This is a genomic window from Streptomyces sp. NBC_01485, from assembly GCF_036227125.1.
Lineage (GTDB): Bacteria > Actinomycetota > Actinomycetes > Streptomycetales > Streptomycetaceae > Streptomyces.
Genome location: NZ_CP109435.1, coordinates 6,154,196 through 6,181,023 on the forward strand (window position 1 = coordinate 6,154,196; position 26,828 = coordinate 6,181,023).

At 71.5% G+C, this 26,828-nt stretch carries 23 protein-coding genes and 1 pseudogene; 14 read left to right on the forward strand and 10 right to left on the reverse strand.

What is annotated here, in order from left to right; genetic code table 11:
- Window positions 1-24: 24 nt before the first annotated feature.
- The 4 genes from OG352_RS27965 (at window position 25) to OG352_RS27980 (ending at window position 4,559) form a co-directional block, all read left to right on the forward strand.
- Window positions 25-510 (forward strand): DUF488 domain-containing protein, encoded by a 486-nt coding sequence (locus OG352_RS27965; RefSeq protein ID WP_329220684.1) that lies wholly within the window; start codon window positions 25-27, stop codon window positions 508-510.
- On the forward strand, window positions 510-2,183 hold the full coding sequence (locus OG352_RS27970) for an asparaginase domain-containing protein (protein WP_329220685.1): 1,674 nt from the start codon (window positions 510-512) through the stop codon (window positions 2,181-2,183). Before OG352_RS27965 ends, OG352_RS27970 begins: the two co-directional genes overlap by 1 nt.
- Before the next feature lie 110 nt (window positions 2,184-2,293).
- Window positions 2,294-3,145: a PhzF family phenazine biosynthesis protein gene (locus OG352_RS27975; protein WP_329220686.1), complete on the forward strand. Its 852-nt coding sequence runs from the start codon at window positions 2,294-2,296 to the stop codon at window positions 3,143-3,145.
- 85 nt (window positions 3,146-3,230) lie between these two features.
- A complete protein-coding gene (locus OG352_RS27980; RefSeq protein WP_329223993.1) occupies window positions 3,231-4,559 on the forward strand; it encodes a replication-associated recombination protein A in 1,329 nt (442 codons plus the stop codon).
- Window positions 4,560-4,720: 161 nt separating this feature from the next.
- Here the strand turns inward: OG352_RS27980 and OG352_RS27985 are convergent, their stop codons facing one another.
- A complete protein-coding gene (locus tag OG352_RS27985; RefSeq protein ID WP_329220688.1) occupies window positions 4,721-5,116 on the reverse strand; it encodes a RidA family protein in 396 nt (131 codons plus the stop codon).
- 135 nt (window positions 5,117-5,251) lie between these two features.
- On the opposite strand from OG352_RS27985, the gene OG352_RS27990 reads away from it, so the two are divergent.
- Window positions 5,252-6,226 (forward strand): helix-turn-helix transcriptional regulator, encoded by a 975-nt coding sequence (locus tag OG352_RS27990; RefSeq protein WP_329220690.1) that lies wholly within the window; start codon window positions 5,252-5,254, stop codon window positions 6,224-6,226.
- A gap of 173 nt (window positions 6,227-6,399) precedes the next feature.
- Window positions 6,400-6,680, forward strand: a pseudogene (locus tag OG352_RS27995) (ATP-binding cassette domain-containing protein); the annotation flags it as partial.
- Window positions 6,681-6,791: 111 nt separating this feature from the next.
- On the opposite strand, the gene OG352_RS28000 reads toward OG352_RS27995, so the two are convergent.
- The 3 genes from OG352_RS28000 to OG352_RS28010 form a co-directional block, all read right to left on the reverse strand.
- Complete coding sequence (locus OG352_RS28000) at window positions 6,792-8,072, reverse strand: hypothetical protein (RefSeq protein ID WP_329220692.1); 1,281 nt, start codon at window positions 8,070-8,072, stop codon at window positions 6,792-6,794.
- 22 nt (window positions 8,073-8,094) lie between these two features.
- Entirely contained in the window at window positions 8,095-9,378 is a 1,284-nt protein-coding gene (locus OG352_RS28005) for a hypothetical protein (RefSeq protein ID WP_329220694.1), read from the reverse strand.
- A gap of 157 nt (window positions 9,379-9,535) precedes the next feature.
- Entirely contained in the window at window positions 9,536-10,267 is a 732-nt protein-coding gene (locus tag OG352_RS28010; protein WP_329220695.1) for a Crp/Fnr family transcriptional regulator, read from the reverse strand.
- 268 nt (window positions 10,268-10,535) lie between these two features.
- On the opposite strand from OG352_RS28010, the gene OG352_RS28015 reads away from it, so the two are divergent.
- A complete protein-coding gene (locus OG352_RS28015) occupies window positions 10,536-12,737 on the forward strand; it encodes a DEAD/DEAH box helicase (protein ID WP_329220696.1) in 2,202 nt (733 codons plus the stop codon).
- A gap of 185 nt (window positions 12,738-12,922) precedes the next feature.
- On the opposite strand, the gene OG352_RS28020 is transcribed toward OG352_RS28015, so the two are convergent.
- On the reverse strand, window positions 12,923-13,177 hold the full coding sequence (locus tag OG352_RS28020; RefSeq protein WP_329220698.1) for a hypothetical protein: 255 nt from the start codon (window positions 13,175-13,177) through the stop codon (window positions 12,923-12,925).
- Window positions 13,178-13,365: 188 nt separating this feature from the next.
- On the opposite strand from OG352_RS28020, the gene OG352_RS28025 reads away from it, so the two are divergent.
- The 6 genes from OG352_RS28025 to OG352_RS28050 all read left to right on the forward strand — a co-directional run bounded on the left by OG352_RS28025 (window position 13,366) and on the right by OG352_RS28050 (window position 20,598).
- The gene (locus OG352_RS28025) at window positions 13,366-14,631 is read left to right on the forward strand and encodes a DUF4190 domain-containing protein (RefSeq protein ID WP_329220700.1); all 1,266 of its coding nucleotides are present in this window, start codon (window positions 13,366-13,368) and stop codon (window positions 14,629-14,631) included.
- Window positions 14,632-14,778: 147 nt separating this feature from the next.
- Entirely contained in the window at window positions 14,779-15,531 is a 753-nt protein-coding gene (locus tag OG352_RS28030) for a GntR family transcriptional regulator (protein WP_329220701.1), read from the forward strand.
- A 611-nt stretch (window positions 15,532-16,142) separates the two neighbouring features.
- Window positions 16,143-16,364, forward strand: coding sequence for a hypothetical protein (locus OG352_RS28035; RefSeq protein WP_329220702.1), 222 nt, complete (start codon window positions 16,143-16,145; stop codon window positions 16,362-16,364).
- 35 nt (window positions 16,365-16,399) lie between these two features.
- A complete protein-coding gene (locus OG352_RS28040; protein WP_329220704.1) occupies window positions 16,400-16,810 on the forward strand; it encodes a (deoxy)nucleoside triphosphate pyrophosphohydrolase in 411 nt (136 codons plus the stop codon).
- A 407-nt stretch (window positions 16,811-17,217) separates the two neighbouring features.
- The gene (locus tag OG352_RS28045; RefSeq protein ID WP_329220706.1) at window positions 17,218-17,679 is read left to right on the forward strand and encodes an ATP-binding protein; all 462 of its coding nucleotides are present in this window, start codon (window positions 17,218-17,220) and stop codon (window positions 17,677-17,679) included.
- 270 nt (window positions 17,680-17,949) lie between these two features.
- Window positions 17,950-20,598 carry a SpoIIE family protein phosphatase gene (locus OG352_RS28050; RefSeq protein WP_329220708.1) on the forward strand — a complete coding sequence of 883 codons (2,649 nt, stop codon included), beginning with the start codon at window positions 17,950-17,952 and terminating at the stop codon, window positions 20,596-20,598.
- Window positions 20,599-20,612: 14 nt separating this feature from the next.
- Here OG352_RS28050 and OG352_RS28055 read toward each other — a convergent pair whose 3' ends face one another.
- Window positions 20,613-22,076 carry a hypothetical protein gene (locus OG352_RS28055; RefSeq protein WP_329220710.1) on the reverse strand — a complete coding sequence of 488 codons (1,464 nt, stop codon included), beginning with the start codon at window positions 22,074-22,076 and terminating at the stop codon, window positions 20,613-20,615.
- A gap of 392 nt (window positions 22,077-22,468) precedes the next feature.
- Here OG352_RS28055 and OG352_RS28060 point away from each other — a divergent pair, with 392 nt between their 5' ends.
- A complete protein-coding gene (locus OG352_RS28060; RefSeq protein WP_329220712.1) occupies window positions 22,469-22,801 on the forward strand; it encodes a hypothetical protein in 333 nt (110 codons plus the stop codon).
- Here the strand turns inward: OG352_RS28060 and OG352_RS28065 are convergent.
- Genes OG352_RS28065 through OG352_RS28080 form a run of 4 tightly spaced genes read right to left on the reverse strand, consistent with a single transcriptional unit; the run spans window position 22,782 to window position 26,721 of the window.
- Entirely contained in the window at window positions 22,782-23,552 is a 771-nt protein-coding gene (locus OG352_RS28065; RefSeq protein ID WP_329220713.1) for a succinate dehydrogenase/fumarate reductase iron-sulfur subunit, read from the reverse strand. The genes OG352_RS28060 and OG352_RS28065 overlap by 20 nt on opposite strands.
- On the reverse strand, window positions 23,549-25,531 hold the full coding sequence (locus OG352_RS28070) for a fumarate reductase/succinate dehydrogenase flavoprotein subunit (protein ID WP_329220714.1): 1,983 nt from the start codon (window positions 25,529-25,531) through the stop codon (window positions 23,549-23,551). The genes OG352_RS28065 and OG352_RS28070 overlap by 4 nt, the downstream gene beginning before the upstream one ends.
- A 16-nt stretch (window positions 25,532-25,547) precedes the next feature.
- A complete protein-coding gene (locus OG352_RS28075; RefSeq protein ID WP_329220715.1) occupies window positions 25,548-26,387 on the reverse strand; it encodes a hypothetical protein in 840 nt (279 codons plus the stop codon).
- Between the two features lie 43 nt (window positions 26,388-26,430).
- Window positions 26,431-26,721 carry a hypothetical protein gene (locus OG352_RS28080; protein ID WP_329220716.1) on the reverse strand — a complete coding sequence of 97 codons (291 nt, stop codon included), beginning with the start codon at window positions 26,719-26,721 and terminating at the stop codon, window positions 26,431-26,433.
- Window positions 26,722-26,828: the final 107 nt, after the last annotated feature.

A 26,828-nucleotide genomic window follows, 5' to 3' on the forward strand; every position in this document is an offset into this window, starting at 1 on the left:
GGCAGCACGAACAGGAGATCTTCGGTGCTCAAGCTGGCAACGATCGGCGTCTACGGCTTCGACGGCGATTCCTTCCTGGAACGACTGCGGCAGGCGGACGTGCGCCTGCTGTTCGACGTACGTCAGCGCCGCGGGGTGCGCGGACCGGACTACGCCTGGGCGAACTCACTCCGGCTGCAGGCGGCCCTCGCCGAGGCCGGGATCGGCTACCGGCACCACCGCGAACTCGCCCCGACCACCGAACTGCGTCACCTCCAGTACGCCGAGGACGACCGCCAAGGGGTCGGCAAGCGCTCCCGCCGCGAGCTCGCCGCCGAGTACACCCGCCGCTACACGGCCGAGATACTCGGCCCGGCCGACCTCGATCCGATCGTGGCGGAGCTGCCGAGCGGCGGCAGCGCGACGCTGTTCTGCGTCGAGCGCGACCCCGAGGCGTGTCACCGCTCGCTGGTCGCCCAGCGGCTGGCCGAGCAGCACCACCTCACCATCGAACACCTGAGGCCGCTGTGATGGACGACATTCTTCCGGCCGGCACGCCGCGACCGCGGATCGCGGTGTTCGCCGGACCGACGGCGACGATCCTGAACACACCGGACCTCGTCACCTCGAACAAGGCCCGCGCCCGCCACGGTCTGCCGCTCCGCCCCTCCCGGTTCGACATCCTGCGTCCCCAACGGCTCGCGGCGCCCGTGACGTTGTACATCGAGGCGTTCAGCGCGCACCCGCTCGAAAGGGACTCGGCAGACCTGTACGCCCCGCCGGACGGCTGGCTCGACGAGGACGGTACGTTCCACGCCGAGCAGCCGTCCGGCGACGCCACCCCGGTGCACGTCGTCGAACTCGACCCCGCCGACGGTCTCTACCCCCTTCCCTACATGGGGAGGCAGGCGGACGGATCCGCCTGGGAGGAGACATCGACGGCACCGTACGCACCACCGGAAGCCGCCCGGCAGACGTTCTACCCCGACGCCCGTCGCTTCTACGAGGAGATCGAGCGGTTCGGCCTCGCCGACCACGGCAACCCCGTCGAGCTGGGGTCCCTCGCCGACTTCGAGTTCTTCCGCGCCGCTCCGTCCGGCGGATACACCACGGGCCCCGAGTCCGAGCGCCTCGGGCAGGACTTCTTCGTCTACTATCCGTACCACCTCCAGAGCGAGCCTGGTCTGGCGAACCTCGCCCAGGCGACCAACCAGGTCCAGGCCGTCCTCGACACGGGAGAGTTCGCCGGCGTCCAGTGGCTCGAGGGCAGCCCGACCGTCGACGAGACCATGTACTGGCTCGGACTGATGATCGACACGAAGGTGCCGCTCGTCGGACACGCGGCGCAGCGCCGTCACCAGTCCCTGAGCGCGGACGGCGACCGCAACGTGGTGGACGGCGTGAAGTTCATCGCGTCGGGCGTCGCCCTGGACGAGCGCGGCGAGGACCGCGTCGGCGCCTGCGTGATCGTCGATGAACTCGTCTACTCGGCCCGGGACGTGACCAAGGTCGACGCCCGGCCGGGCGGATACGAGGTCACCGGCGGACACGGGGGAGTGGTCGCCGACCTGGGCGGCTACGGACCCCCGCAGCTCACCTACCTCCCCGTCCGCAGGCACACCCATCGCTCGGAGCTGCGCCTCACCGTGCTCCCCGAGCGGGTGGTCGGCGTGAGCGGGCGCCTGGGCTCCGGCGTGTCCCCGGTCGACGTCGGGACGAGGGACGCCGGCGGTCTCGTACCCGCCGCCATGCCGCACGTCTCGATCACCAAGTACAGCCGGTACGCCGCGACGGGAACCGGCACCGACAACCCGCCCGTCGCCGAGGAGGAGGTCGAGATCCTCGCCCGGATCGATGCCAACCTCGCCCACGCACCCCTGTCCGGTTTCGTGTGCGAAGGCATGTCGCCGTTCGGAATGGCCGACCCGACGAGGAACGCGGCGCTGAGCGTCGCCCTCTTCACCGGCATGCCGGTCGTCCGCACGGGCCGCGGCAACACCGGGGGCATGGCGTACCGCACCGACCCGACGTTCATCTCGGGCAACAACCTCACGGCCACCAAGGCGCGCATGCTCCTCATGGCCGCACTGCTCAAGTTCGGCGCCCTGCCCCCGGCCGCGGATCCCTTCGACCCGACCCCCGCCGAGCGTGCGGCCACCGAGAAGGCGGTCGCCCGGTACCAGGCCGTGTTCGACACCCACTGACCCCCGCCACGACGACCCGCGACACGACGACCCGGCGGCGAGGACGGCGCGACCCCCGCCCGGGCGTCCGCCGGACGATTCCCCGACAACCCCTTTCCAGAACGGATCCCATGGGCACTTACGCGTACGTGGTGGCCGATGTCTTCACCGACGTCCCGCTGGAAGGAAACCCGACCGCGGTCTTCCTGGACGCCTCCGGCCTCTCCGCCGAACGCATGCAGCAGATCGCGCAGGAGACGCACTTGTCCGAGACCGTCTTCGTCCTCCCCGCGGAGGACGACGGCGATGTGCGGGTCCGCATCTTCACCCCGGTCAACGAACTGCCCTTCGCCGGACATCCCACACTGGGCACGGCCGTGGTGCTCGGCGAGTCGCACGAGGCCAAGGAGCTCCGGATGGAGACCGCCAAGGGCACCGTGACGTTCGAACTGGAGCGTGACGACGACGGCCGGACCGTCGCGGCCGGCATGTGGCAACCCCTCCCCACGTGGGAGCCCTACGACCGCGCGGACGAACTGCTCACCGGTCTCGACCTGGTGACCACCGGCAGCACTCTGCCGGTCGAGGTCTACGACAACGGGCCGCGGCATGTGTTCGTCGGCCTGGACAGTGTGGCTGCGCTCTCCACCCTGGAACCGGACCAGAGGATTCTCGCGAGGCTGCCCGACATGGCCGCCGACTGCTTCGCGGGCTCGGGGACCCAGTGGCGGCTGCGCATGTTCTCGCCCGCCTACGGCGTGGTCGAGGACGCGGCCACCGGCTCCGCCGCCGGCTCGCTCCCGGTACATTTGGCCCGGCACGGACTGATCCCGTTCGGGGAGTGGATCGAGATCCGCCAGGGGGTGGAGATGGGGCGTCCTTCGACGATGCGCGCTCGCGCGACAGGGACGCCGGAACGGATCGACTCGGTCCAGGTGGCGGGGTCCGCCGTGGTCGTCGCCCGGGGCACGCTGTACGCGTAGCCGCCGAAAACGTATGAGTGACCTGTCCACAGAGGAAGGGCCGCACGTGCCCAGCAGAGCATCATCCCCCGCCGAGAACGACGGGCTGTTCGCGTTATCGACGCCGGACCGCACTCCGCCCGCCGAGCCCCTGGGAGCCGACGCGCCGCTGGCGGCACGGATGCGGCCGCGCACGCTCGCCGAGGTCGTCGGCCAGGCGCACCTGCTGCGCCCCGGCGCGCCGCTGCGACGGTTGGCGGAGGGCGGGGAGGTGGCGTCGGTGCTGCTCTACGGTCCGCCCGGCACCGGAAAGACGACCCTTGCGCGGCTGCTCGCCGACGTCGCCACCCGGCACTTCGTCGCCCTCTCGGCGCTGTCCAGCGGGGTCAAGGAACTGCGCGACGTGATGAACGACGCGCGCCGTCGCCGCGACCGCCAGACCGTGCTGTTCATCGACGAGGTGCACCGCTTCTCGAAGACCCAGCAGGACGCGCTCCTGGGCGCCGTCGAGGACAGGGTCGTGCTGCTCGTCGCGGCCACCACCGAGAACCCGTCGTTCTCGGTGGTGTCCCCGCTGCTCTCACGCCTGCTGGTGCTGCAACTCCAGTCCCTGACCGACGACGAGGTCCGCGAGCTGCTGCGCCGGGCCGTGAAGGACGACCGCGGCCTCAGCGGTGCGGTCACCCTGTCCCCCGAGGCCGAGGACGCCCTCGTGCGCCTCGCCGCCGGCGACGCCCGGAGCGCGCTGACCGCTCTGGAGGCGAGCGCCGACGGGGTGACCGACACCGGCGGCACGGTGGTCGACGTACCCGCGGTGGAGCGGGCCGTCGCCGAGACGGCCGTCCGTTACGACCGGCAGGGCGACCAGCACCACAACGTCGTCAGCGCGTTCATCAAGTCGATCCGCGGCTCGGACCCCGACGCCGCGCTGCACTACCTGGCACGCATGCTCGTGGCCGGTGAGGACCCGCGGTTCATCGCCCGGCGGCTGGTGGTGCACGCCAGCGAGGACGTCGGACTGGCCGACCCCACGGCACTGCAGGCCGCCGTCGCCGCGGCGCAGACGGTCCAGCTCATCGGCATGCCCGAGGCACGCCTCGCCCTGGCCCAGGCCACCGTGCACCTGGCCATGGCACCGAAGTCGAACACGGTGATCGTCGGGATCGACGAGGCCATGGCCGACGTCCGGGCGGGCGCCGTCGGAGAGATCCCCGCCCACCTGCGCAAAGGCCGCTACAAGGGCGCCAGGGAACTGGGCAACGCGATCGGCTACCAGTACCCCCACAGGACCTCCGAGGGAGTCCTGGAGCAGCAGTACCCGCCGGACGGCCTGGTGGGGAAGGACTATTACCGCCCGACGCAGCACGGCGGAGAGCGCGTCCTGAACGAGCGCCTCGCCAAGCTCCGCCGTGTCGTCCGCGGCGAGGAGAGATAGCGCCGGGAGCGCGCGTGGCCCGCGGCCTGCACGCCGGATGCCGACCTCACAGGGGAGAGGCCGGCGGCACCAACCTGCGTCAAGCGGCAGGCGGGTGTTCACGTGCCCGCTGCTCGTGCCGGTTCACCGGCACGACCAGCGGAGGCGAAGACGGGTCCACATCACGCGACGGCGGTGCCCTCAAGCTCGACCAGCTGGCCGGGGATCGCCAGACGCGTCACACCGAGCATGGTGGTGGTCGGCGAGACCCTGGCGGCACCCAGCCGACCCGCCAGCACACCGTAGTGCTGGAAGAGCGTGTCGACGTCGGTCGTGTAGACGTTGAGCCGGACGAGGTTCGCGAGGGTCATGCCGGCCTCGGTGAGCACCGCCTCGATGTTGTCGATGCTCAGCGCGAGCTGCGCCGCCATGTCACCGTCGTGCTCGGGCTTGCCTTCCTTGCTCATCGCGGTCTGCCCCGAGATGTAGAGGGTCCGAGAGTGCCCGGAGACGACCTCACCCTGGTTGAAGCCCATCTCGACCGACCACGTCACCGGGTTGACGGCGTTACGTTCCATTACCGACTCGCTCCATTCGGTTTATTGACACTACGGACGTTCAGCGACTCGGCAGCTGCCGGGCTTTGACGTCGTGCAACAGAGCCTTTCAGTAAAACGTGACATCTTCAGTCATGTATTTCGTAGAGTTTCCGCATGCGCGCCGACCGATTGGTTTCCTTGGTGCTCCTGCTGCGTCAGCGCGGTCAGATGACTGCGGAGACACTGGCTCGTGAGCTGGAGGTCTCCATCCGCACGGTGCTGCGGGACATAGAGGCGCTGTCCGCGGCCGGCGTCCCGGTCTATGCCGAGCGCGGCCGGCGCGGCGGTTTCTCGCTTCTGCCCGATTTCCAGATGGCGCTCACCGGACTGAAACACGACGAGGCGCTCGCCCTGCTCGTGGCCGGATCGCGGCGCGGCGCCCAGCTGTTCGGCCTCGGTTCGGCGCTTGCCTCAGCCATGCTCAAGGTGGTCGACTCGTTACCCGAGAGTCTTCGGTACACCGCGGCCGGTGCGGCACAGCGCTTACTGATCGACCCGGAAACCGACCTCCTCTCGCGCCGCGTGGCCGACGAGGAAGTGCCCGACGCCATCGTGGCCGAGGTCCGGCGCGCGGTGTTCGCCGGCCACAAGTTGCGCATCCACTATGCGGCGGTGAACCAGGCCCCGAAGTGGCGCACGGTGGACCCCATCGGCCTGGCCGCCGTCCGTGAACAGGGCTACCTGCTGGCCAAGAGAGCAGGCGAGGACCGCACCTACCGGCTGTCCCGGGTGCTGGCCGCCGTGGAACTCGACGAACCCGCGCAGCGACCGGAAACCGTCGACCTGGACCGGGCCTGGCAGGAACGTAACGCGCGCTTCCGCACCGGCGGTGACACGGTCGCCGTGCTGGTACGGGTGGACCCGGCGCGGCGGGAGCCCCTGGTGGGCACCGTCCTGGCCGTCTGCGCCGAGGAAGCCGACGCGGACGGCCGGCTGCGGCTGAACGTCATCTTCCAGGATTCGCGACACGCCGAATGGGCCCTGTGGCAGCACGCCACCCATGCGGAAGTCCTGGCCCCGCAGTGGCTGCGCACATCCCTGCACCACCGCGCCGCCGAAGTCGCTGCCCGCTATGGTCCGCCATCCTGAGCGGCGCTCAGCCACACCGCGGTACCTGCCGCTGACCGGCCGAGAGGCAGGTCCCTCCCTCGTGCGGGGGAGGACCGCCCCCCGCCGTCCCTCCTCAGGAGCACTGCACAACTTCGCTCCATGCCGTGACGGCCCGCACCCCTGCCCCTCCCTGACCTCCTGCCATGGAGCGCATGGAGAAGAAGGCCGAGGAGCCCGGCGGGTCGTCGCACGCCACGATCGAAGTCCGGGACGTGCACAAGCGGTTCGGCAACACCCGGGCGCTGCACGGGATGTCGTTCGTCGTGAGGCCGGGGCAGATCACCGGCTTCGTCGGGCCGAACGGTGCAGGAAAGTCCACGACGATGCGCGTGATCCTCGGCCTGGACCGACCGGACCGGGTCGGCGGACGCCCGTACCCCACCCTTCGCACCCCCTCGAGCACGTCGGCGCCCTGCTCGACGCCGCTGCCGTGTAGCCGAGTCGTACCGGCGGTGGCGACGCCTTGCGGTCGCTGGGTTCTCCGGCGGTGCGGTGTGCCCGTGTTTGGTTCGGGCGTGGGAGACGGGTGGGCCTCAGTCGCTGTTCAGCAGGCTGGGAGGCTCGTTTCGTTGCGGTGGGTGGGGGTGAGCCACACGGTGGACAGGTAGCCCTCTCTGCCGTCGGACCAGCGGATGCGGTACCAGAGCGTGCTGCTGTACAGGCCCGGGTTGCCGTCGTCGATCGCGTTGTCGTTCTGGCCGTTGGTGATGCGGTCGCCGGTGAGTCGGCAGATCGCCTGGGCGACGAAGCCGCTGCTCATCTCCGTTCCGTCCAGCTTGCAGCCGAGCTTCCGGCAGGAGCCGACGGTTCGGGTGGAGAGGTAGGCCGGGGTGTCCTCCCGCATCTGCTCGGCGCCGTTGGTCACCAGGTTCGACACGGTCACCGCAACCGGCTTGGGCGCTGCGGGTGGGGGAGTCGGGGTGGGCGTGGGCTTCGGGGTGGGTGTGGGCACTGGGGTCGGCGGGGTGGGGGCCGGGGGCGAGGGGTTGGCGGGCGCGCCGATGGTGAAGGACACCCGGCCGGTGGTCTCGCGGCCGTCCACGGTGCTGATCTCGGTCGTGTACGTGCCGGCCGGATCGCCCGCGCACGACCAGGTCCAGGGCACGCTTCCGTCCGCGCGCGCGGAGATGCTGTTGCTGGCCAAGGGGTACTCGCGGCCGTCGGGGTAGTAGGCGGTGACCGCGTACTCCTCGCCGACGAAGCCTGAGGACCGTCCGGTCAGGGTCCCGCCCTGCGTCGTGCACGTTCCGGTGATCTCCAGTTTCAGCGGATCGGGCTCGACCCGCGGGGAGAAGGGGTACGTCCGGAGGATCTCCGGGGTGCAGCGGGGCGTCTTCGTCTGCTCCGTTCGGGGGACGAGGTCGGAGTACACGTAGCCGGACTTGCCGGCGTGTTCGCCGTCGGCGACGGTGACGTAGAACCACCGCTGGACGCGCGGCTCGCCCTTCAGCGCCCGGCCCCAGTCACCCAGCGTCCCGGTGTCCGTGTCGGTCCAGCACCGCATCGTCACCTGCGTCCCGGTCGGCAGACGCTCGTGCACCGACAGACAGGTGACGGCCACATCGGCGTGCTGGACGTCGTGGACGACGAAGGGGCAGCCGCGCAGTGCCACCCCCTCGGGCTGGCCACCGGCGTCGACCGTGCTGGTCCGCTCCGCTCTCGTCGTCGGAGAAGCCGCGACCTTCTGCTGCTGGTGGTCGTCGTCCGGTGTGCTGCCACCGTCACCGCATCCGGCGAGGGCGACCGAGGTCAGCAGGGCCAGTGTCGTGGCCAGGACTCGGCCGCGCCGTCGGGCGGGCCGCCTCGCGTCACGGGCAGTGCGCATCGTGAGCCTCCTCGAAATCCGGTCAGCACGGGGGGACGGACGTGGAGCCGGGGTCGACGTAGACGGCCGGCACCCACGCGCCGTCGTCGTGGATGCGGTACCAGACGGTGGAGTCCGGATCGGGGCCCGAGTAGGCGTCGCCGACCTTTATGGAACGCCCGTCGGTGAACTGGCAGTCGAGCGTGAGCGTTTCACCGGCGGGGTAGGCGCGGCCGCTCGGTATGGCGTTTCCGGGCTTGGGGCTCATGTAGGAGCGGAGGAAGGTCGAACCGCCGTCGTCCGTCCAGCGGACCAGCGCGGGGATGACGGATGTCACGGACGGTACGTCGGATGCCGTGGGCGTCGTGCCGGACGGCGTGGACGTCGTGTCGGTCGTCAGCGAGGGCGACTCGGTGGGGGACTTGTCGTCGTCGCCTCCGTCGAGCAGCGGGGGTACGACGGCCGCGGCGATGGTGGCGATCGCGCCGACGAGGGCCACGGCCAGCGCGCTCTGGAACCACGTCGTGCGACGGGAGCGACCGGTCGGCGGGGGGTCCGCGGCCTCCTCGCCCGCCCCACCCGGCTCGGTACGCCCGGCCGCCGGACCCGGGTTCGGCGTGTGGACCGTGCGCGCCGATGCGGGTCGTGACGGGCGCGCCGCGGTCCGGGACTGGTCCGGCCCGAGGCCGGCACCCACACCGACGCGTTCACGTACCGCTTCGAGCTGCGCGGGTGTGCTGCCGGGAAGCGTCAGCCAGGCGGGCGTCTCGAAGTCCTTGTCCTCGTCGCGGACGAGGATCTCGACGTACTGGTCGGGCTCCAGCCCGAGGAACTCCTTCGCCACCGTGTCCCGGAAGATGCCCTGGTCCACGATCACGACGAGAGGGCAGTGCGGGGTCAGGACCAGCGCCTCGCGAGCCTGCCAGCAGTTCAGGAATCGGCTGACCACGACGAAGGGGTCCCCGCTGAGCCCGCCGGGAGCGGCCTCCGACAGGGCCTCGACCATCGCCAGACGCAGGCGCAGCGCCGCGTCCGGGCTGCGGCCGGCGTTCGCCTGGATCAGCTCGGTGCGCAGTGCCGGCGGGTAGCGGAGCAGTACGTCCACGGTCGACGGCGCCGCGGGCCAGCGTACGAACTCGCCGTCGCCCTGCTCCTGTACGTAGGCCGCCTCACGGTCCAACCCGGCCACTCTCGCCGCCCGTTGGCGCACCGGAGCGATGGCCTCCAGCAGGCCGCGTTGGACGTGCGGCTGGTTGCCGCTGTATCGGGGGAGATCGTCGCCGGTGTGCAGACGCCGCAGAGGCCCCTGCTCGATCTGTGGATTCATGGACACTCTTTCGTCCGTGTCGGTAGAAACTCACCATCGTTTCCGGGCAGTCGGACCCCGCCCGGGGGTTCAGTATGGGAACGGCCCACCGGGCAGCCGTCCTTGTACGCCAAATGGCGCCCTGGGTACGGCCGTTCACCACCAAGACCGTTCGCCGCTAAGGCCGTTCGCCGATGAGTGCGCGCAGGCCGGGCACGTCCTTGACCAGCATGCGGTTGCGTCCTGGATCTATCAGCCCGGCCAACTTGAGCTCGCTCAGGGCGCGTTGCACGGTGCGCGGGCTGACACCGATGAGCATGCCCCACTCCGCCTGGGTGAGGTTCGCCCCGATGACCACGCTCCGCCCGCGCGGCGTGTGACCGTGTTCATCGGCCATCTCCACCAGCAGACGCGCCAGTTGGAGGTGGACGGGAGCCTTCGCGTAGTCGACGCGTCGCCGGGTCGACGTACGCAGCTTGCGCACCACGGAGTCGAACAGGAGCTGCCGGCCGCCGGGCACCGCGTCCACCGCCCGCTCGAACTGCGTCTCGTCCAGGCGGACGGCGGCCACGGGTTCCTTGCTGCACACCTCGACGGTGGCGCAGCGCGTGTTGCCGTCCGTCGCCGCCATCTCACCGATCACGTCGCCCGCGAACCGCACGGCGAGGAGGGTCTGCCCGCCGCCGTAACGGCTCGCACTGACCTTGACGTACGACGTGAGCAGCAGGAAGACGCCGTCGTAGGCGTCGCCCTCCCGTATGAGGACGTCCCCCTTGCCGAAGTGCACCAACGTCCCCTCGGCGAGAAAGGAGACCAGGGCCTGATGATCCAGTCCGGCGAGAAAACTCCGCGGCGCCCAACTTCCGCGATACCGGCGAACAATGCTCTGCGGGTCCCACCTGTCCACCACAGCACGGCTCCCTCCCCCGAGACGTGTGCTGAGCTGAGCTGAGCTGAGCTGAGCTGAGCTGAGCTGAGCTGAGCTGAGCTGAGCTGAGCTGAGCTGATTATGCAGTCGTGGGGCTCTTCAGGTCCTGACAATTCTGCTTTCGGGAACGAGTGTGCGGAAACGCCGGATCGCGCCCGGATCGTCAGGCCAGTCGGGAGGGAACGACGGTGCTCGTTGTCGGTCGTGGGTGCGAGCATGGAGGGCGGCGCGGAGAGTGGGGGGCGGGGGCGTGGTGCGGGTCAAGGAGTTGTACGAGGGCGGGGTGCGGTTGTGTGATGCCGCGCGTGTTCTGCGTGTTGATCACGGCCGGGCCCTGGACGCCGTCCGGGACGCGTACGCGCCGCTGAGGGACGCGCTTGTGGCCGAGGAGCTTCGGGGTATTCCGTTGGTCCGGCTGAAGGACGTCACCGAGGGGCGGTTGCGGTTCGGGGCGTTGGAGGGGGCCGGGTTCGGGTCGGTGGGTGAGGTGTACGGGGCGAGTCGGTACGAACTGCGGCAGATTCCCGGTGTCGGCGCGCAGACCGCCGACCAGGCGCTGGCCGCCGCCCGGCAGATCGCCCGCGCGGTCGGCGAGACCGTCTCGGTGCGGATCGACGTCGACCGGCCGGAGCCTCGTACCGCCGCCCTGGTCGCCGCGCTGTACCGGCTCGTCGAGGCCGGTCCCGAGCTGCCCCGCGCCGTGGAGGCCGCCGAGCGGTACGAGACGCGGCTCGCCGAACTGCTGCCCGTGGTCCGCCCGGCCACGGGCCGGCTGCGGCTGGCGCTCGCCGGGAGCCGTCGCCGGGAGGCCGCGCGCGTGGCGGTCACGGAACTGCGGGCGCTGACGGCCGAGGCCGCCGCGGCGGAGGTGCCGCTGCGGCTGGCGCAGGCCACCGCCGACCTGCTGCGCGAACCGGCCTCCGAGATCGAGCCCTGGGTCGACTTCGAGGTGCGTTCCGCCGAGTACTACAGCCGGCTGGCGGAGATCTGCGCCCAGCCGGCGGACCTGGCGGCCGCCGAGGGGTTCGTGCCGTCGGAGGTGGCCGAGCGGGTGCACGCGCAGCCGCTGGACGACACCCACCGCCGGGTCTCCCTGCGCGGCTACCAGGCCTTCGGCGCCCGGTTCGCGCTCGCCCAGCGCCGGGTCGTACTCGGCGACGAGATGGGGCTCGGCAAGACCGTCCAGGCGATCGCCGTGCTCGCCCACCTCGCGGCCGAGGGGCACGCCCACTTCCTGGTGGTGTGCCCGGCCGGCGTGCTCATCAACTGGACGCGGGAGATCGCCGCGCGCAGCACGCTCCGGGCGGTGCCGGTGCACGGCCCGGACCGGCGGGACGCGTACGCGCTGTGGCGCGAGCACGGCGGCGTCGCCGTCACCACGTTCGACGTGCTGCACACCCTGCCCGAGCCGGAGGCCACCCGCGATATCCCCGACGCCCCGAGTGTCCCGGGCACCCCGCCGCCCGGTCTGCTCGTCGTCGACGAGGCGCACTACGTCAAGAACCCCGACACCCGCCGCGCCCGCTCGGTCGCCGTGTGGACCGGGGCCTGCGACCGCGTCCTGTTCCTCACCGGAACCCCGATGGAGAACCGCGTCGAGGAGTTCCGCGCCCTCGTCCGCCAACTGCGGCCCGAACTGGTCCCGGAGATACGCGACGGCGCCGGCGCCGCGGGTCCGCACGCCTTCCGTAAGGCCGTCGCCCCCGCCTACCTGCGCCGCAACCAGAAGGACGTGCTCACCGAGCTGCCCGCGCTGATCGAGGTCGACGAATGGGAGGAGTTCAGCGCCGCCGACCAGGACGCCTACCGCGCGGCCGTCGCCGCCGGGAACTTCATGGCGATGCGCAGGGCCGCGTACGCCGACCCGGAGAAGTCCGCCAAGCTGCAACGGCTGCGCGAGTTGGTCGCCGAGGCGGCGGCCAACGGCCTGAAGGTGGTCGTGTTCTCGTACTTCCGTGACGTCCTGGCAGTGGTCCGACAGGCCCTCGACGACGGCGGGTCCGGGTCGCCGCTCGGGCCGTTGTCCGGAGACGTTCCCGCCGCCCGTCGGCAGCGTCTCGTCGACGACTTCACGGCGGCCGCAGGGCACGCGGTGCTGCTCTGCCAGATCGAGGCGGGCGGGGTCGGACTCAACCTCCAGGCCGCGTCCGTGGTCGTCCTGTGCGAGCCGCAGGTCAAGCCGACCCTGGAGCACCAGGCCGTGGCCCGCGCGCACCGCATGGGGCAGGTTCGCGCGGTCCAGGTGCACCGGCTGCTGGTCACGGACAGTGTGGACGACCGCCTGTTGCGCATCCTCAAGAACAAGAACCGCCTGTTCGACGCCTACGCCCGCCGCAGCGACACCGCCGAGGCGACCCCGGACGCGGTGGACGTCTCCGACGACGGCCTCGCCCGCCGCATCGTGGAGGAGGAGCAGCGCAGACTCGCCGGTGCGCCTCAGGGCGTCCCGTAGTCCTCGTCTCAGCTGTGCTTTGACAAAGGCTTCGGCTCCGCGACCCGTCCCGCCGCCGGCACCAGCCGTGAGTGGCGGTGCAGGGCGAGGAAGCCGAAGGGGCGGTCGAAGCAAGCGGGCCCAGGGCCGCAGCCACTGCGTCCGCAGCGGCTGCGCGCTCGCCGGCACCAGTTCGGTGTCGTCCGTCAGCGTGACCGGCATCCGCTCGAACAGCCCGCCGGTCCGCTTCGCCACCCAGGCATCGTGGCGAGCAACTCGCGCCCGGCGGCGGCAGCTTCGCCCGCTGGCACACCGAGGGCGCCGCCCGGTTCCTCCCGTGCCGGGCCCGACGCCCCGTCCGTGCGGAAGGCGAGCATCGGCCACACTCCCGCGGCCGAGAAGACGGAGCCGCTGCCGTCGCCGTCCACGGCGTGCGCCCACTTGGCCGTGAGCCCGTTCACCGCCCGGACCGTCGCGTTCGTGACCGCCGTTCCGCCCCTGCTCGTGCCGCGCTTACGATGCGCGCAGCCGCACGTCCGTCGTACGTCAGTCCAGAGCCGGTGTCAGAACTCCCTGCCAGACTGGCCGAAGCACCTGAACCCATGTTCTAGCAATCGCCCGACCGTCTGAACCAGGAAGCACGGTACTCGTGTCCATACCTCCGCCTCCCGGGCCCCACCAGCCCCAGGACCCGTACCAGCCTCCGCAGCCGCAGAGCCCGAACCCGCAGAGCCCGAACCCGCAGGACCCGTACGGGGCGCCCCCGCAAGCCCCCTACGCCCAGGGGCCGTACGGTCCGCAGGCCCCCTACGGGGCGGTGCCCTACCCGGTGTGGGGCCAGGGGTACAGCCCCTTCGGGCGGCCCGCGCCGGTCAACGGGGTGGCCATCGCCGCCCTGGTCCTCGGCATCCTCTGCTTCCTGCCGGCCGTGGGTCTGGTGCTCGGGATCATCGCGCTGGTGCAGATCAAGAAGCGGGGGGAGCGCGGCAAGGGGATGGCGATCGCGGGCGCGATCCTGTCCTCGGTGGGGCTCGCGCTGTGGGTCCTGGCGCTGGCCACGGGGGGTGCCGGCGAGTTCTGGGAGGGGTTCAAGGAGGGCGCGAGCGCCAACTCCGGCTTCTCGCTCGCCAAGGGCGACTGCTTCGACGTGCCGGGCGGGACCCTCGACAAGGAGGTCTACGACGTCGACGAGGTGGCCTGCTCCGGTGCGCACGACGCCGAGGTGTTCGCCACGGTCCCGCTGCCCGGCGATGACTTCCCGGGCGACAGCCACGTCGCGGACGTGGCCGACGACAAGTGCTACCCGCTCCAGAGCGCCTACGCGATGGACACCTGGGCGCTGACCGACGAGGTCGACGTCTACTACCTCACGCCCACCGGCGAGAGCTGGGAGTGGGGCGACCGCGAGATCACCTGCGTCTTCGCCGACCTGGAGGGGAAGAGCACCCTGACCGGCTCGCTGCGCGCCGACGAGACGACCCTCGACGCCGACCAGTTGGCGTTCCTGACGGCGATGACCGCCGTCGACGACGCGCTCTACGAGGAGCCGGAGGAACTCGCCGAGGAGGATCTGGCGGGCAACCGGACCTGGGCCGGGGACGTCGGGAACGCGACCGACGAGCAGGCGGCCGCGCTCGGCGCGCACACCTGGTCCGCGCCGGCCCGCGCCCCCCTCGCCGCCCTGGTGAAGGACATGCGGGCGGCGGGCAAGGAGTGGGCGGCGGCGGAGAAGGCCACCGACGTGGACGGCTTCTACGTGCACTACGACACCGCATACGAGTACGTCGACGGCGACGCCACTGTCACCGCCCGCAAGGCTCTGGGCCTGGCCACCACCCCGCCCACCTACGACGAGGACGGCAGCGGGAGCGGGAGCGCCGGCGGGGGCGACAGTGACGGCGGCCTCAATGTGTGATCACGTCCGTAGCGGGGAGAAAGTGCCTGGGTAAAGCGTTTCCCGGCAAGATGTCATCACATCGAGTGATTCTCTGGCCTTTGCTTGCATGGCACAACCCACGGTTGCCAGGCTGTAGCTGTCTGTACAACCTGATGGGAGTGGCCAGTGACTTTCGGTGAGCAGCCGGCGTATCTGCGTGTCGCGGGTGATCTCCGCAAGAAGATCGCCGACGGGTCGCTGCCACCTCACACCCGTCTTCCGTCCCAGGCGAGAATCCGCGAGGAGTACGGCGTCTCCGACACCGTCGCTCTCGAGGCGCGCAAGGTGCTGATGGCCGAGGGGCTGGTCGAGGGCCGCTCCGGTTCCGGCACGTATGTGCGCGAGCGTCCCGTGCCGCGCCGGATCGCCCGCTCCGGCTACCGCCCCGTCAGCGGCGCCACGCCGTTCCGGCAGGAGCAGGCCGAGGCGCACACGCGCGGGACATGGGAGTCCAGCAGCGAGCAGGTCGAGGCGGGCGTCGCCGTCGCGGAGCGGCTGGACATCCAGGCCGGGGACCGTGTGATGCGCACCAAGTACGTGTTCCGGGAGGCCGGCGAGGTGATGATGCTGTCCACCTCCTGGGAGCCTCTCGCCGTCACCGGCCGCACCCCCGTCATGCTGCCCGAGGAGGGGCCGCTCGGAGGCATGGGCGTCGTCGAGCGGATGCGCGCCATCGATGTCATCGTCGACAACGTCACGGAGGAGGTCGGCGCCCGGCCCGGTCTCTCCGAGGAACTGCTCTCCCTCGGCGGCGTCCCGGGGCACGTCGTCCTGGTCGTCCACCGCACGTACTACGCCTCCGGCCGCCCGGTCGAGACGGCCGACGTGGTGATCCCGGCCGACCGCTACCGGGTCGCCTACCACCTGCCGGTGAAGTAGGGCCTGTCCGGGCCGCAGTGGCGAGCGGGGCGCGGGGCGCGCGGGGGGGCGAGCAGGGTGCGCGGGGCGAACGGGGTACGCGGGGCGAGCAGGGTGCGCGGGGCGAGCGGGTCTGTGGGCCTGTCCCGGCCGCGGTGGTGAGCGGGGCCTGTCCTGCGCGGTAGTGAGGGCCTGTCCCGGCCGCTGTTGTTGAGGGGCCTGTCCTGGTCGCGGTGTGCGAGCGCTGGGGCAGGGGCGTGGGCCGGGGCGATGGCGCATTCGCCCGGGCGGCGCACATCCTTCCGGCAGTTGCCCCTGGTATCCGCCGGCCGCGGGGTCGCCCGCGCGCCGTCGGAATCCGGTCGTTTCGTTCCGTTCCCGCAGGTCGCCCGGTATGTGCCCGGACCCCCGCCAACCTGACCCATCGGGGCGCGCGCACGGCGCGTTCGGTCCCGTGCGCCCCCTACGTCTTGGCTGGTTGCGTACCTCTTTGTGCAAAGCCGTGTTCGCTGCGTGAAGGTAAGGCGTACGCTCGGGCATATGCGGATTGCGGTTTCCTTGGAAGGCGGCGCGCGAGGCGTACCGCGTACGGGATCCGGGCAGACCGGGGCGGGAAGGGGGCGTGGGGGGCGATGAACGACAGCACCATCTCTCTGCCCTGGCTCGTCATAAGGCAGGAAGGCAACGGCAATCGCTACAGCGTGGGCAGGTACGCGACCCGGGCCGAGGCACAGGAGACCGCCGACACCCTCGGCGGTCACGGCCACGAGCGGCTCTACTGGGTCGAGCAGGTCGGCCAGGACCAGGGCGAGACCCAGCCCCAGGCGCCGACCGGAGACGGCACCCGGAACTGACGTCCCCCGCAGTCCCGTCCCGTAGGCTCCGGCGCATGACGGAACGGATCGTGGTCGTGGGAGCCGCCCTGCTCGACGACGGCCGCCTGCTCGCCGCGCGCCGCAGCGCACCCCCGGAACTCGCCGGACGCTGGGAACTGCCCGGCGGCAAGGTCGAGGAGGGCGAGGCGCCCGAGGCGGCGTTGGTGCGCGAACTGCGCGAGGAACTCGGCGTCGACGCCGAGACCGTCGAGCGCGTCCCGGGGGAGTGGCCCCTCAAACCGCCCTACGTCCTCCAGGTGTGGACCGCCCGCCTGCGCCCCGGCTCCGCCGCGCCCCGACCCCTCCAGGATCACGACGCGCTGCGCTGGCTCACCCCGGACGAGATCTGGCACGTCGACTGGCTCGACCAGGACGTGCCCGCCGTACGCGAGACGCTCACGCGGGTCGGCACCCAGACCCGCTGAGCCGCGGACGCGACCCGGTCCCCGCCCCTGTCCCGGCACCGGTTCCGGCCTTGTCGGGTCGGACGCCGTCGGCGAGTCCGCGGGTGGCAGGGTCCCAGTTCTACGAATGTGACACTCCCGGGGTGATGTGTCACAGTTTGCGGCCGACAGTACCCCGGTCTCCGGCGCGGGCTCGGCTCACCATGGCCCGGATCGCCTGAGCGGAATGCGTCGACGGCATCCGACGGCATCCGACGGCATCCGGCAGTATCCGAAGGCAGCCGACAGCGTCCGTCAGGTCGCCCCGGGGGCGCGCTCGATCGGGCCCGGATGATCCGGGGGCGCGTCGGCCGATGGGCGGGGTGCCGCGTACGCCGTTCGTGCCACAGTGCGCCCTGTCGTGCGGTACTGCCTCGCGAATATCGGGTATGTGCCCATTAACCCCACGAAACCGGACATGGGTTCACCCGCTGGCCTGGGAAGTGATCGGCGTGATCGACACCGAAGGCGACTGTGCCGAGTGGACGTTCCCCGCGGACCCCGGTGCGGTGCGCACCGCCCGCCGCGCCGTCCGGGGCCAGTTGCACGGCTGGGGCCTCGACAGCCTGGGCGACCTCGCCGCCCTGCTGGTCAGCGAGCTAGTCACCAACGCGCTGCGGCATGCCACCGGCCCCATCGGCCTCCGGTTGGTGCGCCCCTCGGGCCAGGAGGGCGTACTGCTCGTCGAGGTCTCCGACCCGCTGCCGGACCCGCCCCGCGAGCGCGCCGCCCGGCCCGAGGACGAGAGCGGGCGCGGACTGCAACTGGTGGCCTCTTCCTCGCGCCGCTGGGGCACCCGGCCCGGAGACACCGGCAAGACGGTCTGGTTCGAACTCGCGGTACCGGGTTGACACGCCGTGTCGCGGGGATGAGCCGGTGTACAGCGGGGGTCGCCGTGTCCCTCGTTCGGTTTCGGTCGCCGACCGGTCCCGGAAGGTGTGGTTCGACGACGTGCCCGCTGGTTAGAAGACTGGAAGTGTTGTCGCGGCACGGTCCGAAAAGAGCCTGGACCGTGCTGTGATCGTGAACACCGTGTCGTGCGGACCCGTAGTGCTGGATACTGCGGGCAGCCGCCGCCGGTGACCGGTGCCGGACGCGGTGAGCTGGAGGGGACGGTTCGCGTGAGCGAGATACCAGCGAAGGCCACGGAGTCCGAGGACCCGTCGGGCGGCGCGAGGGTGAAGGCCGCGGGTGCGCTCGCCGCCGACGCCGTGCGCGTCCTCGACGACGTCCCGGTCGAGGAGGCGACGCCCGGTGACGCCATGTGGCAGAGCAGTCCGCCCGGTTCGATCTACGACTACATCAAGGTCGCCTCGTTCTCCATCGGCCCCGACGGCTTCGTCGACCAGTGGAGTCTGCGCGCCGAGCAGATCTTCGGCATCCCCGCCGAGCGGGCCGTCGGCATGGACCCCATCGAGGCCTTCGTCGACCCGGACCTGCGCGAGCGCGGCCAGCGCAAGATGGCCGAGATCCTCGACGGGCGCGAGTGGACCGGCGTGGTCCCCTTCCGGATGCCCGACCCGGTGCCCGGCGGCGGGCGCGGCGAGCAGGGCCTCGCCGAGGTGTACGTCATGCCGACGCGCAGTCAGGACGGCGAGAAGGCCGCCGTATGCATCGTCGTCGACGTCCGCACGCTCCGCAGCATCGAGACCGACCTCGCCGCCTCGCAGGCCATTTTCGGTCAATCCCCCTTCGGTTTCCTGCTGATCGACGCCGACCTGCGGGTCCGCCGCGCCAACCAGCGGTTCGCCTCCATCTTCGGCGGCACCCCCGACGAGCACCACGGCAAGGGCGTCCACGACTACCTGCCCCGGGCCGAGGCCGAGCGGGTCAGCGCGACCCTGCGCAGAGTCCTGGAGACCGGCGACTCCATCACCGACATGCACGTCACCGGCTTCGTGCCGGACTCCGAAGAGCGCCGGCACTGGTCGATCAACCTCTACCGCGTGCACAGCGGCACCGGCCACCCCATCGGCATCGCCTGGCTCGGCACCGACATCACCGCCCGCCGTGCCGCCGCCCGCGAGGCCGCCGCCGCACGGCGCAATCTCGCCCTTCTGAACGACGCGGGCGCCCGCATAGGGAACTCCCTGGACCTGGAGACGACCGCACGCGAACTCCTCGACGTCGTCGTGCCCGGCTTCTGCGACCTCGCCACCGTCGACCTCTACCAGGGACTCCTGGCCGGCGACGAGACCCCGCCCGGCCTCGCCGACGGCAGCGCCGAACTACGCCGGGTCGCCTTCTCCTCCGCTGTCTCCGACGCGCCCTTCGACGGCAGCGGCGCGCCCGTCGCGGTCGGGGCCGTCCACCACTTCGCCTTCAACTCGCCCTGCGCGGACGCCCTGCGCACCGCCCGCCCGCAGGCCATCCCCGGCGAGGAGGGCGGCCTCGTGCAGTCCACCCTCGCCGTCCCGATGGTCGCCCACGACACCGTCGTAGGCCTCGCGCAGTTCTCGCGGACGAAGGGCAGCGAGCCGTTCGGGGACCGGGACCGGGAGCTGGCCGTGGAACTGGCGGCGCGGGCGGCGGTCTGCATCGACAACGCGCGGCTGTACCGGCGGGAGCACCAGCGGGCGTTGATACTGCAACGGTCGCTGCTGCCGCCCGGCGACCCGGTGGCCTCGGGCCTCGACATCGCCTGCCGCTACCTCCCCGGCAACTCCTCCAACGACCGCCCCAGCGAGGTCGGTGGCGACTGGTTCGACGTCATCGAACTGCCCGGTCACCGCACCGCGTTGGTGGTGGGCGACGTCATGGGGCGCGGGCTGCGGGCGGCCGTCGCCATGGGCGAACTCCGCACCGCCGTACGCACCTTGGCCCTGCTCGACCTCGAACCGGCCGAAGTCCTCTCCGCGTTGGACGAGATCGCGCGCGGCCTCGGCACGCCGGGCGGCGTCCAGCAGGCGACCCGGGCCGCCCGCCGCCCCCGCGAGGCCGACCTGTCCGAGGTGTACCTCGCGACGTGCGTGTACGCGGTCTACGACGCGGTGACGCGCCGCTGCACCTTCGCCAACGCGGGCCATCTGCCGCCGGTCCTGGTCGAACCCGGCGAGCCGGCGCTGATGCTCGACGTGCCGCCGGGCATGCCGCTCGGCGTGGGCGGCGAACCCTTCGAGGAGGTGGAGGTCGAACTCCCCGAAGGCGCGCTGCTGGCGCTCTACACGGACGGACTGGTCGAATCCCGCGACCATCCGCTCGACGAGGGCCTCAACGCGTTCGTGGGGGCGCTCACGGACCCGTCCAGCCCCCTGGAGGACGTCTGCGACCACGTCCTCAACACCCTCGACTCGCACCACGGCGAGGACGACATCGCGCTGCTGATGGCACGAGTACAGGGCCTGCCCGCCGAGTCGGTCGGCGACTGGACGCTGCCGCGTGAGCCGCGCAGCGTGGGGCGGGCGCGGGAGCAGGCGCGGAGCCAGTTGCTGGCCTGGGGCCTCGAACCCCTCGTCGACACGACGGAACTGCTGGTCAGCGAGCTGGTCACGAACGCCCTGCGGTACGGCGAGGGCGAGATCAGACTCCGGCTGCTGCTGGACCGCACCCTGGTGTGCGAGGTGTGGGACTCGGGCCTCGTCCAGCCGCGCCGCCGCCGTGCCCGGGACACCGACGAGGGCGGCCGGGGCCTGCAGCTCGTGGGCCTGCTCTCGGCGGCCTGGGGCTCGCGGCGCACACCGCGCGGCAAGACGGTGTGGTTCGAACTGCCGCTGCCGGACGGCCGGACGGGGCTGGTGGACCCGGCGGAGGCGTTGCTGAGCCTGTTCTGACGGACGGTCGACGGTCATACGCCGGTCGCGGCGGGCGGGTGCGGGTGTCCGGCCCGGCCCGCGAAGCCCGCGGGCGTCCCGTCCTCGGGATCCTCGGCCGGGACGATGCCGCCGAGCACGGCCCCGCCGGTGCCGGCCGTCGCGGTCATGCCGCCCGCACCCGCGTACGGGTTCCCGTGCGCCCGTACGTCGAGCTCGGCCAGTTCCCGGGCCTCCAGGGCGAGGATGTCGGCGGGCGGGCGGTCCGCCGGGTCCCCGGTCACGAGGAGCCGTCGCGCCTCCGCCAGGCGGGTGCGCGCGGTGGCGCCGACCGCGCCGCGGTGCGTCGCCACGAAGTCGGCCGCGGCGGCCGTGGCGGTGCGGGCGGCGATCAGGGCGGCGGCCGGCAACACCCCGGACCGTCCCGAGGCGACCGGCGCGGTCGCCCGCACGATCCGACGCAGCAGCCCTACGGGATCGTAGGGCTGCCCTCCGGTCAGCTCCTGCCGCACGGAGTCGAGCACGGCGTCGGCATGCGCCAGCCGGGAGTGCAGTTCGCCCGGGGGCGGGTCGTCGGCGGAGTCGAGAGCACCCCCTTCCCGGGCTGAGGTCAACTCGGGCTCCGCGCCGGTGAGGGCGGCCGGGACCGTCTGCTCGGCCGCCCGTAGCTCCGCGGCCATCCGCTCGACGCCCTCGACGAAGACGGCCGCCTGGTCGACGGCGCCCTCGGCGGCCCGCAGATGCCGGGCCGCCCGCTCCGGCTGCCCCGTATCAGCCGCCTGGCGGGCCTGGTTGAGCCGGACGGTGGCGAACACGAGCCGGTCCTTGGCCTGTTCGACGTTGCCGGTGACGGAGGCGATGGCGGTGGGCGCGTACCGGTCGTGGAGCCCGGCGAGGACGACTTCCGAGGCCCCCGCCCGCCCCGTCAGCTCCCGGAACCTGCCCTCGGCGACCCCCAGCGCCTCACTCACCCCCCGTTCCAGCCCCCGCAGTCGCCCGAACGCGTCTGCTACGGCGTCCAGCCGCCGTCCGGCTTCCTCGCACCGCCCGACGATCCCGGCGAGCGCGTGTCCCCGGGCCGCCTCCTCCGACGGCACCCCGTCGTCGTACCGCTGCCGCATGCGGAACGCGGCGGCGAGTTCGGACTCCGCCTCGCGGACGGCCCGGCGGAACGCCGTGACGGACTCCGCTCCGAACAGCGTCTCGGCGAAGCCGAGTTCGGTGCGGGCGGCGCGGATCCGGTTGTCGGCCTCGACCAGCGCCGCGCAGGCCTGTTCGTCGCGGGCGGCGAGGGGCGGCGACGACTTCGGAGGCGGCGGACTTCCGACTCCGCCCGGGGTGGTCCGGTCCCGGACGCGCCGCACCCGGCGTAGGTACCCGTACCCGGCGACCGCGCCCGCCGCGCCGACGGCGACGAGCGGGAGCACCAGATCGGCGGTGGAGGTCTCGTCGTCCCCGGCCGCGGCGGCGGAACTCATGCCGGTGCTCGCCGCGGGCATCGGCTCCCTGACCGCAACCGGAGCGTCGGCACCGGACGTCATCCCCGGCAACACCAGCCACACGACCCCGAGCGCACCACCCAGCACGGCATGAGCCACCCGCACGGATATCTGCGACCCGGCACACCGCGCCCGGCCTCGTACCAAGGAAGAGGTCACATTTGGGAGCGTATGGCCGCGAATACGGCTCCGCGACCGGGATGCACCCGAGCCGGGGTTCGTGAGGCAGAACAACACGGAAGGGGGAGCCCACGATGAATCGATCACGGGGGCAGGCAGGGGCGGGCAAGGGGTACGGAGAGGAACGGCGGCGACAGTGATTTTCGAAGGCCTGCGGAAATGCGGGTCATCGCCGAGTCAAATCTCTTGCGGGTGCTGGAGCTTCTGGAACGATGACCGGCATGCACTGGGTACTGGCGGGGGCGTCCGCGTTCGCCCTGACGGTTCTTGCCGTGGGTGGTGTGGCCGGGATCGCGACCGGCTGGGTCGCGCCGTGGGGTCGGTCAAGGGTCCTGAGGCCGAGACTGTGGGGCTACGGATCGCTGACCGCCGCGGCCGGAGGAGCGGTGTGGACCTTCGTGGGCCCGCTGAACGGTCCGCCGCACGGCTCGTCGGCCTACGTCGCGTGGGCCGGCTGGATCCTGTTCATGGTGGGGCTGCTGATCCAGTTCCGCGCCCAGCGCCCCGGCCGCCTGACCCTCCCGCCTACGAAGGGCGCCGTCTGATCTTCGACCCCAGCCACACCAGTGGGTCGTACTTGCGGTCGACCGCTCGTTCCTTCAAGGGGATCAGGGCGTTGTCCGTGATCTTGATGCCTTCGGGGCAGACCTCTGTGCAGCACTTGGTGATGTTGCAGTAGCCGAGGCCGTGTTCGTCCTGGGCCGTGCGTTTGCGGTCCAGGCCGGATTCCTCGGCCGCGTCCAGCGGGTGCATGTCCAGTTCGGCGACGCGCATGAGGAAGCGGGGGCCGGCGAACGCCGTCTTGTTCTCCTCGTGGTCGCGGACGACATGGCAGGTGTCCTGGCACAGGAAGCACTCGATGCACTTGCGGAACTCCTGCGAGCGGTCCACGTCCTCCTGCATCATGCGGTACTCGCCCGGCCCGACCCCCTCCGGCGGCACGAACGCCGGAACCTCCCTCGCCTTCCGGTAGTTGAAGCCGACGTCCGTGACGAGGTCGCGGATCACCGGGAAGGCGCGCAGGGGCGTGACGGTGATCGTCTCCGCGCGGTCGAAGACCGACATACGGGTCATGCACAGCAGCCGGGGCCGCCCGTTGATCTCCGCCGAACACGAACCGCACTTGCCCGCCTTGCAGTTCCAGCGGACGGCGAGGTCGGGCGCCTGGGTGGCCTGGAGGCGGTGGATGATGTCGAGGACCACCTCGCCGTCGTTCACCTCGACCTTGAAGTCGTCCAGGCCGCCGCCCCGCACGTCACCCCGCCACACCTTGAAGTGGGCGTCGTAGCTGCTCATTCGTACAGCTCCTCTTCGGTGAGGTACTTGACCAGCTCCTCCTTCTCGAAGAGGGCGAGCAGGTCGGGGCGGATGGGCTCGGTGGTCTCGCGGGTGAGGGTGATCTGGCCGTGGACGGGGTCCGCCGATCCCGGGCCGCCGACGGGGTCGACCGGTGCGCACAGCAGGTTGACGTTGCGCCACGCGCGGTCCATCGTCGGGTGGTCCTCGCGGGTGTGGCCGCCGCGCGACTCGGTGCGCTCCAGTGCCGCCCGGGCCACGCACTCGCTGACCAGCAGCATGTTGCGCAGGTCCAGGGCGAGGTGCCAGCCGGGGTTGAACTGGCGGTGCCCCTCGACGCCGGCCCGCCGGGCCCGTACCCGCAGGTCGGCCAGTTTCTCCAGGGCGTGTTCCATCTCGCCCTCGCGGCGGATGATCCCGACCAGGTCGTTCATGGTCTGCTGGAGTTCCTGGTGCAGGGTGTACGGGTTCTCCGGCGGGCGGCCGTCGGGGGCGGCCGGGCCCTCCGCCGAGAACGGACGCAGCGCTTCCGCTGCCGCAGCGTCGACCTGCTCGTCGTGCACCGCCGGACGTCCGTGGTGTCCTTGGTCCTCCAGGTCTCCCAGGTCTCCCTGGTGTCCCCGGTCCAGGCCCGCCGTGTGCTGCGCGGCGTGCAGGCCCGCCCGGCGGCCGAACACCAGCAGGTCGGAGAGCGAATTGCCGCCGAGGCGGTTGGAGCCGTGCATGCCGCCGGCCACCTCGCCGGCCGCGAACAGGCCCGGCACCCCGCGCGCGGCGGCCGTCTCGGAGTCGACCGCGATGCCGCCCATCACGTAATGGCAGGTCGGCCCGACCTCCATGGCCTCCGCGGTGATGTCGACGTCCGCCAGCTCCTTGAACTGGTGGTACATGGAGGGGAGCCGACGGCGGATGACGTCCGCCGGCATACGCGTGGACACGTCGAGGAAGACGCCGCCGTGCGGGGAGCCGCGGCCCGCCTTCACCTCGGAGTTGATGGCGCGCGCGACCTCGTCACGGGGGAGCAGCTCGGGGGGACGCCGGTTGTGGTCCGGGTCCTCGTACCAGCGGTCGCCCTCCGCCTCCGACTCGGCGTACTTCTCCTTGAAGACGTCGGGAACGTAGTCGAACATGAAGCGTTTTCCGTCGGAGTTGCGCAGCACTCCGCCGTCGCCTCGGACGGACTCCGTGACGAGGATGCCCTTCACCGACGGCGGCCAGACCATGCCCGTCGGGTGGAACTGCACGAACTCCATGTTGAGCAGCGGGGCGCCGGCGAGCAGGGCCAGCGCGTGGCCGTCGCCGGTGTACTCCCACGAGTTCGACGTCACCTTGAACGACTTGCCGATGCCGCCGGTCGCGATCACCACGGAGGGCGCCTGGAGGACGAAGAAACGGCCCGTCTCACGCTCGTACGCGAAGACGCCCGACACCCGGCTGCCGTCCTTGAGGATCCGGGTGACCGTGCACTCCTGGAAGACCTTCAGGCGGGACTCGTAGTCGCCGGTCTCCTTCCTGTCCTCCTGCTGGAGCGAGACGATCTTCTGCTGGAGGGTGCGGATCAGCTCCAGGCCCGTACGGTCGCCGACGTGCGCGAGGCGCGGGTACTCGTGGCCGCCGAAGTTGCGCTGGGAGATGCGGCCGTCCTTGGTGCGGTCGAAGAGGGCGCCCCAGGTCTCCAGCTCCCACACCCGGTCCGGGGCCTCCTGGGCGTGCAGCTCGGCCATCCGCCACTGGTTGAGGAACTTGCCGCCGCGCAGGGTGTCGCGGAAGTGGACCTGCCAGTTGTCGTGCTCGTTGGCGTTGGCCATCGCCGCCGCGATGCCGCCCTCGGCCATCACCGTGTGCGCCTTGCCGAACAGCGACTTGCAGATGACGGCGGTGCGGGCGCCGCGTTCCCGGGCCTCGATGGCGGCCCGCAGCCCGGCGCCTCCCGCGCCGACCACGACGACGTCCCACTCCTGGCGGTCGACCACGGACATCAGCAGGCCTCACTCATCAGAAGAACCTCGGATCGTCGAAGACGCCGGACGCGACGAGATACACGTAGAAGTCGGCGAGCGCCACGCTCACCAGCGACGCCCAGGCCAGCAGCATGTGCCGGGCGTTGAGCGTGCCGACCAGCCGCCATGCCCTGTAGCGCACGGGGTGTTTGGAGAAGTGCTTCAGCTTGCCGCCGACGATGTGCCGGCAGGAGTGGCAGGAGAGGGTGTACGCCCAGATCAGCGTGATGTTGAGCAGGAAGACCAGGGTGCCCAGGCCCATGTGACCCCAGCGGTAGTGCTCGTCGCGGAAGGACAGCACGGTGTCGTAGGTCAGGATCCCGGCCACGACGATCGCCGCGTAGAAGAAGTAGCGGTGGATGTTCTGGAGGATCAGCGGGAAGCGGGTCTCGCCGGTGTACTTCGTGTGCGGCTCGGCGACCGCGCAGGCCGGGGGTGAGGCCCAGAAGCCCCGGTAGTAGGCCTTGCGGTAGTAGTAGCAGGTCAGGCGGAAGCCGAGCGGGAAGATCAGGATGATGATCGCGGGCGAGATGCCCCACCAGCCGCCGAAGAGATCCGCGTTGGGGCCGTGGCGCATGGTGTCGCAGTTCTCCGCCAGGCAGGGGGAGTAGAACGGCGAGACGTACGGCGCCGCGTAGTAGTCCGCGTTCGCGAACGCCCGCCAGGTGGAGTAGGCGATGAACGCCAGCAGACCGGCGGCGGTGGCGGCGGGGGCCAGCCACCAGCGGTCGGTCCGCAGATGGGGCGCGGCGATCGCGGCGCGCCCTGCGCCGCGTACGCCGCTCGAAGGTCGGGGGCGGGGGTCGGTGGGCGGAGGTTCCGTACCAGTGGCCAACTCAGGACTCCGGTCGGGTCAGGTCGGGTCAGGTCGGGTCGGGTCAGGGTGCGTGTCGGTCCCGGGCGCCGAGCCCCTCGTCGTCGGTGTCGATCCACAGGGAGTCGTCGTACGGGGTGTCGGGGATGGTGACCAGCTCGGGTTTGCGCGGCGCGGCCGGCTGGGCGGCGGCCTCGCGCAGCAGCGCGAGGCTCTCGCGCAGGTGGTCGGCGTCGGTGCGCACCCGGCGCATCTCCAGGCCGCCGCTGCCGAGCTGCTGCTCCAGGCGGCTGACGGACCGGGAGAGGTCGTCGAGACTGCGCTGCACCGATGTCAGGTCGTCGTGCACGGACATGACGTACCTCGCTTCCGTGGGCTGTGCCCGGGACGGCAACGTTCATGCGCCTGCGAGTGTTGCGCGTCACGCCGGTCGGTGTGAAGGCGTGTGCAGCGATTGGCGGA

Coding starts and splice junctions, on each gene's coding strand:
- OG352_RS27970 (WP_329220685.1), top strand. CDS start 510: ATGGACGACATTCTTCCGGCCGGCACGCCGCGACCGCGGATCGCGGTG.
- OG352_RS27975 (WP_329220686.1), top strand. CDS start 2,294: ATGGGCACTTACGCGTACGTGGTGGCCGATGTCTTCACCGACGTCCCG.
- OG352_RS27985 (WP_329220688.1), bottom strand. CDS start 5,116: ATGGAACGTAACGCCGTCAACCCGGTGACGTGGTCGGTCGAGATGGGC.
- OG352_RS27990 (WP_329220690.1), top strand. CDS start 5,252: ATGCGCGCCGACCGATTGGTTTCCTTGGTGCTCCTGCTGCGTCAGCGC.
- OG352_RS28000 (WP_329220692.1), bottom strand. CDS start 8,072: ATGCGCACTGCCCGTGACGCGAGGCGGCCCGCCCGACGGCGCGGCCGA.
- OG352_RS28005 (WP_329220694.1), bottom strand. CDS start 9,378: ATGAATCCACAGATCGAGCAGGGGCCTCTGCGGCGTCTGCACACCGGC.
- OG352_RS28035 (WP_329220702.1), top strand. CDS start 16,143: ATGAACGACAGCACCATCTCTCTGCCCTGGCTCGTCATAAGGCAGGAA.
- OG352_RS28040 (WP_329220704.1), top strand. CDS start 16,400: ATGACGGAACGGATCGTGGTCGTGGGAGCCGCCCTGCTCGACGACGGC.
- OG352_RS28045 (WP_329220706.1), top strand. CDS start 17,218: ATGTGCCCATTAACCCCACGAAACCGGACATGGGTTCACCCGCTGGCC.
- OG352_RS28055 (WP_329220710.1), bottom strand. CDS start 22,076: ATGCCCGCGGCGAGCACCGGCATGAGTTCCGCCGCCGCGGCCGGGGAC.
- OG352_RS28060 (WP_329220712.1), top strand. CDS start 22,469: ATGACCGGCATGCACTGGGTACTGGCGGGGGCGTCCGCGTTCGCCCTG.
- OG352_RS28065 (WP_329220713.1), bottom strand. CDS start 23,552: ATGAGCAGCTACGACGCCCACTTCAAGGTGTGGCGGGGTGACGTGCGG.
- OG352_RS28070 (WP_329220714.1), bottom strand. CDS start 25,531: ATGTCCGTGGTCGACCGCCAGGAGTGGGACGTCGTCGTGGTCGGCGCG.
- OG352_RS28080 (WP_329220716.1), bottom strand. CDS start 26,721: ATGTCCGTGCACGACGACCTGACATCGGTGCAGCGCAGTCTCGACGAC.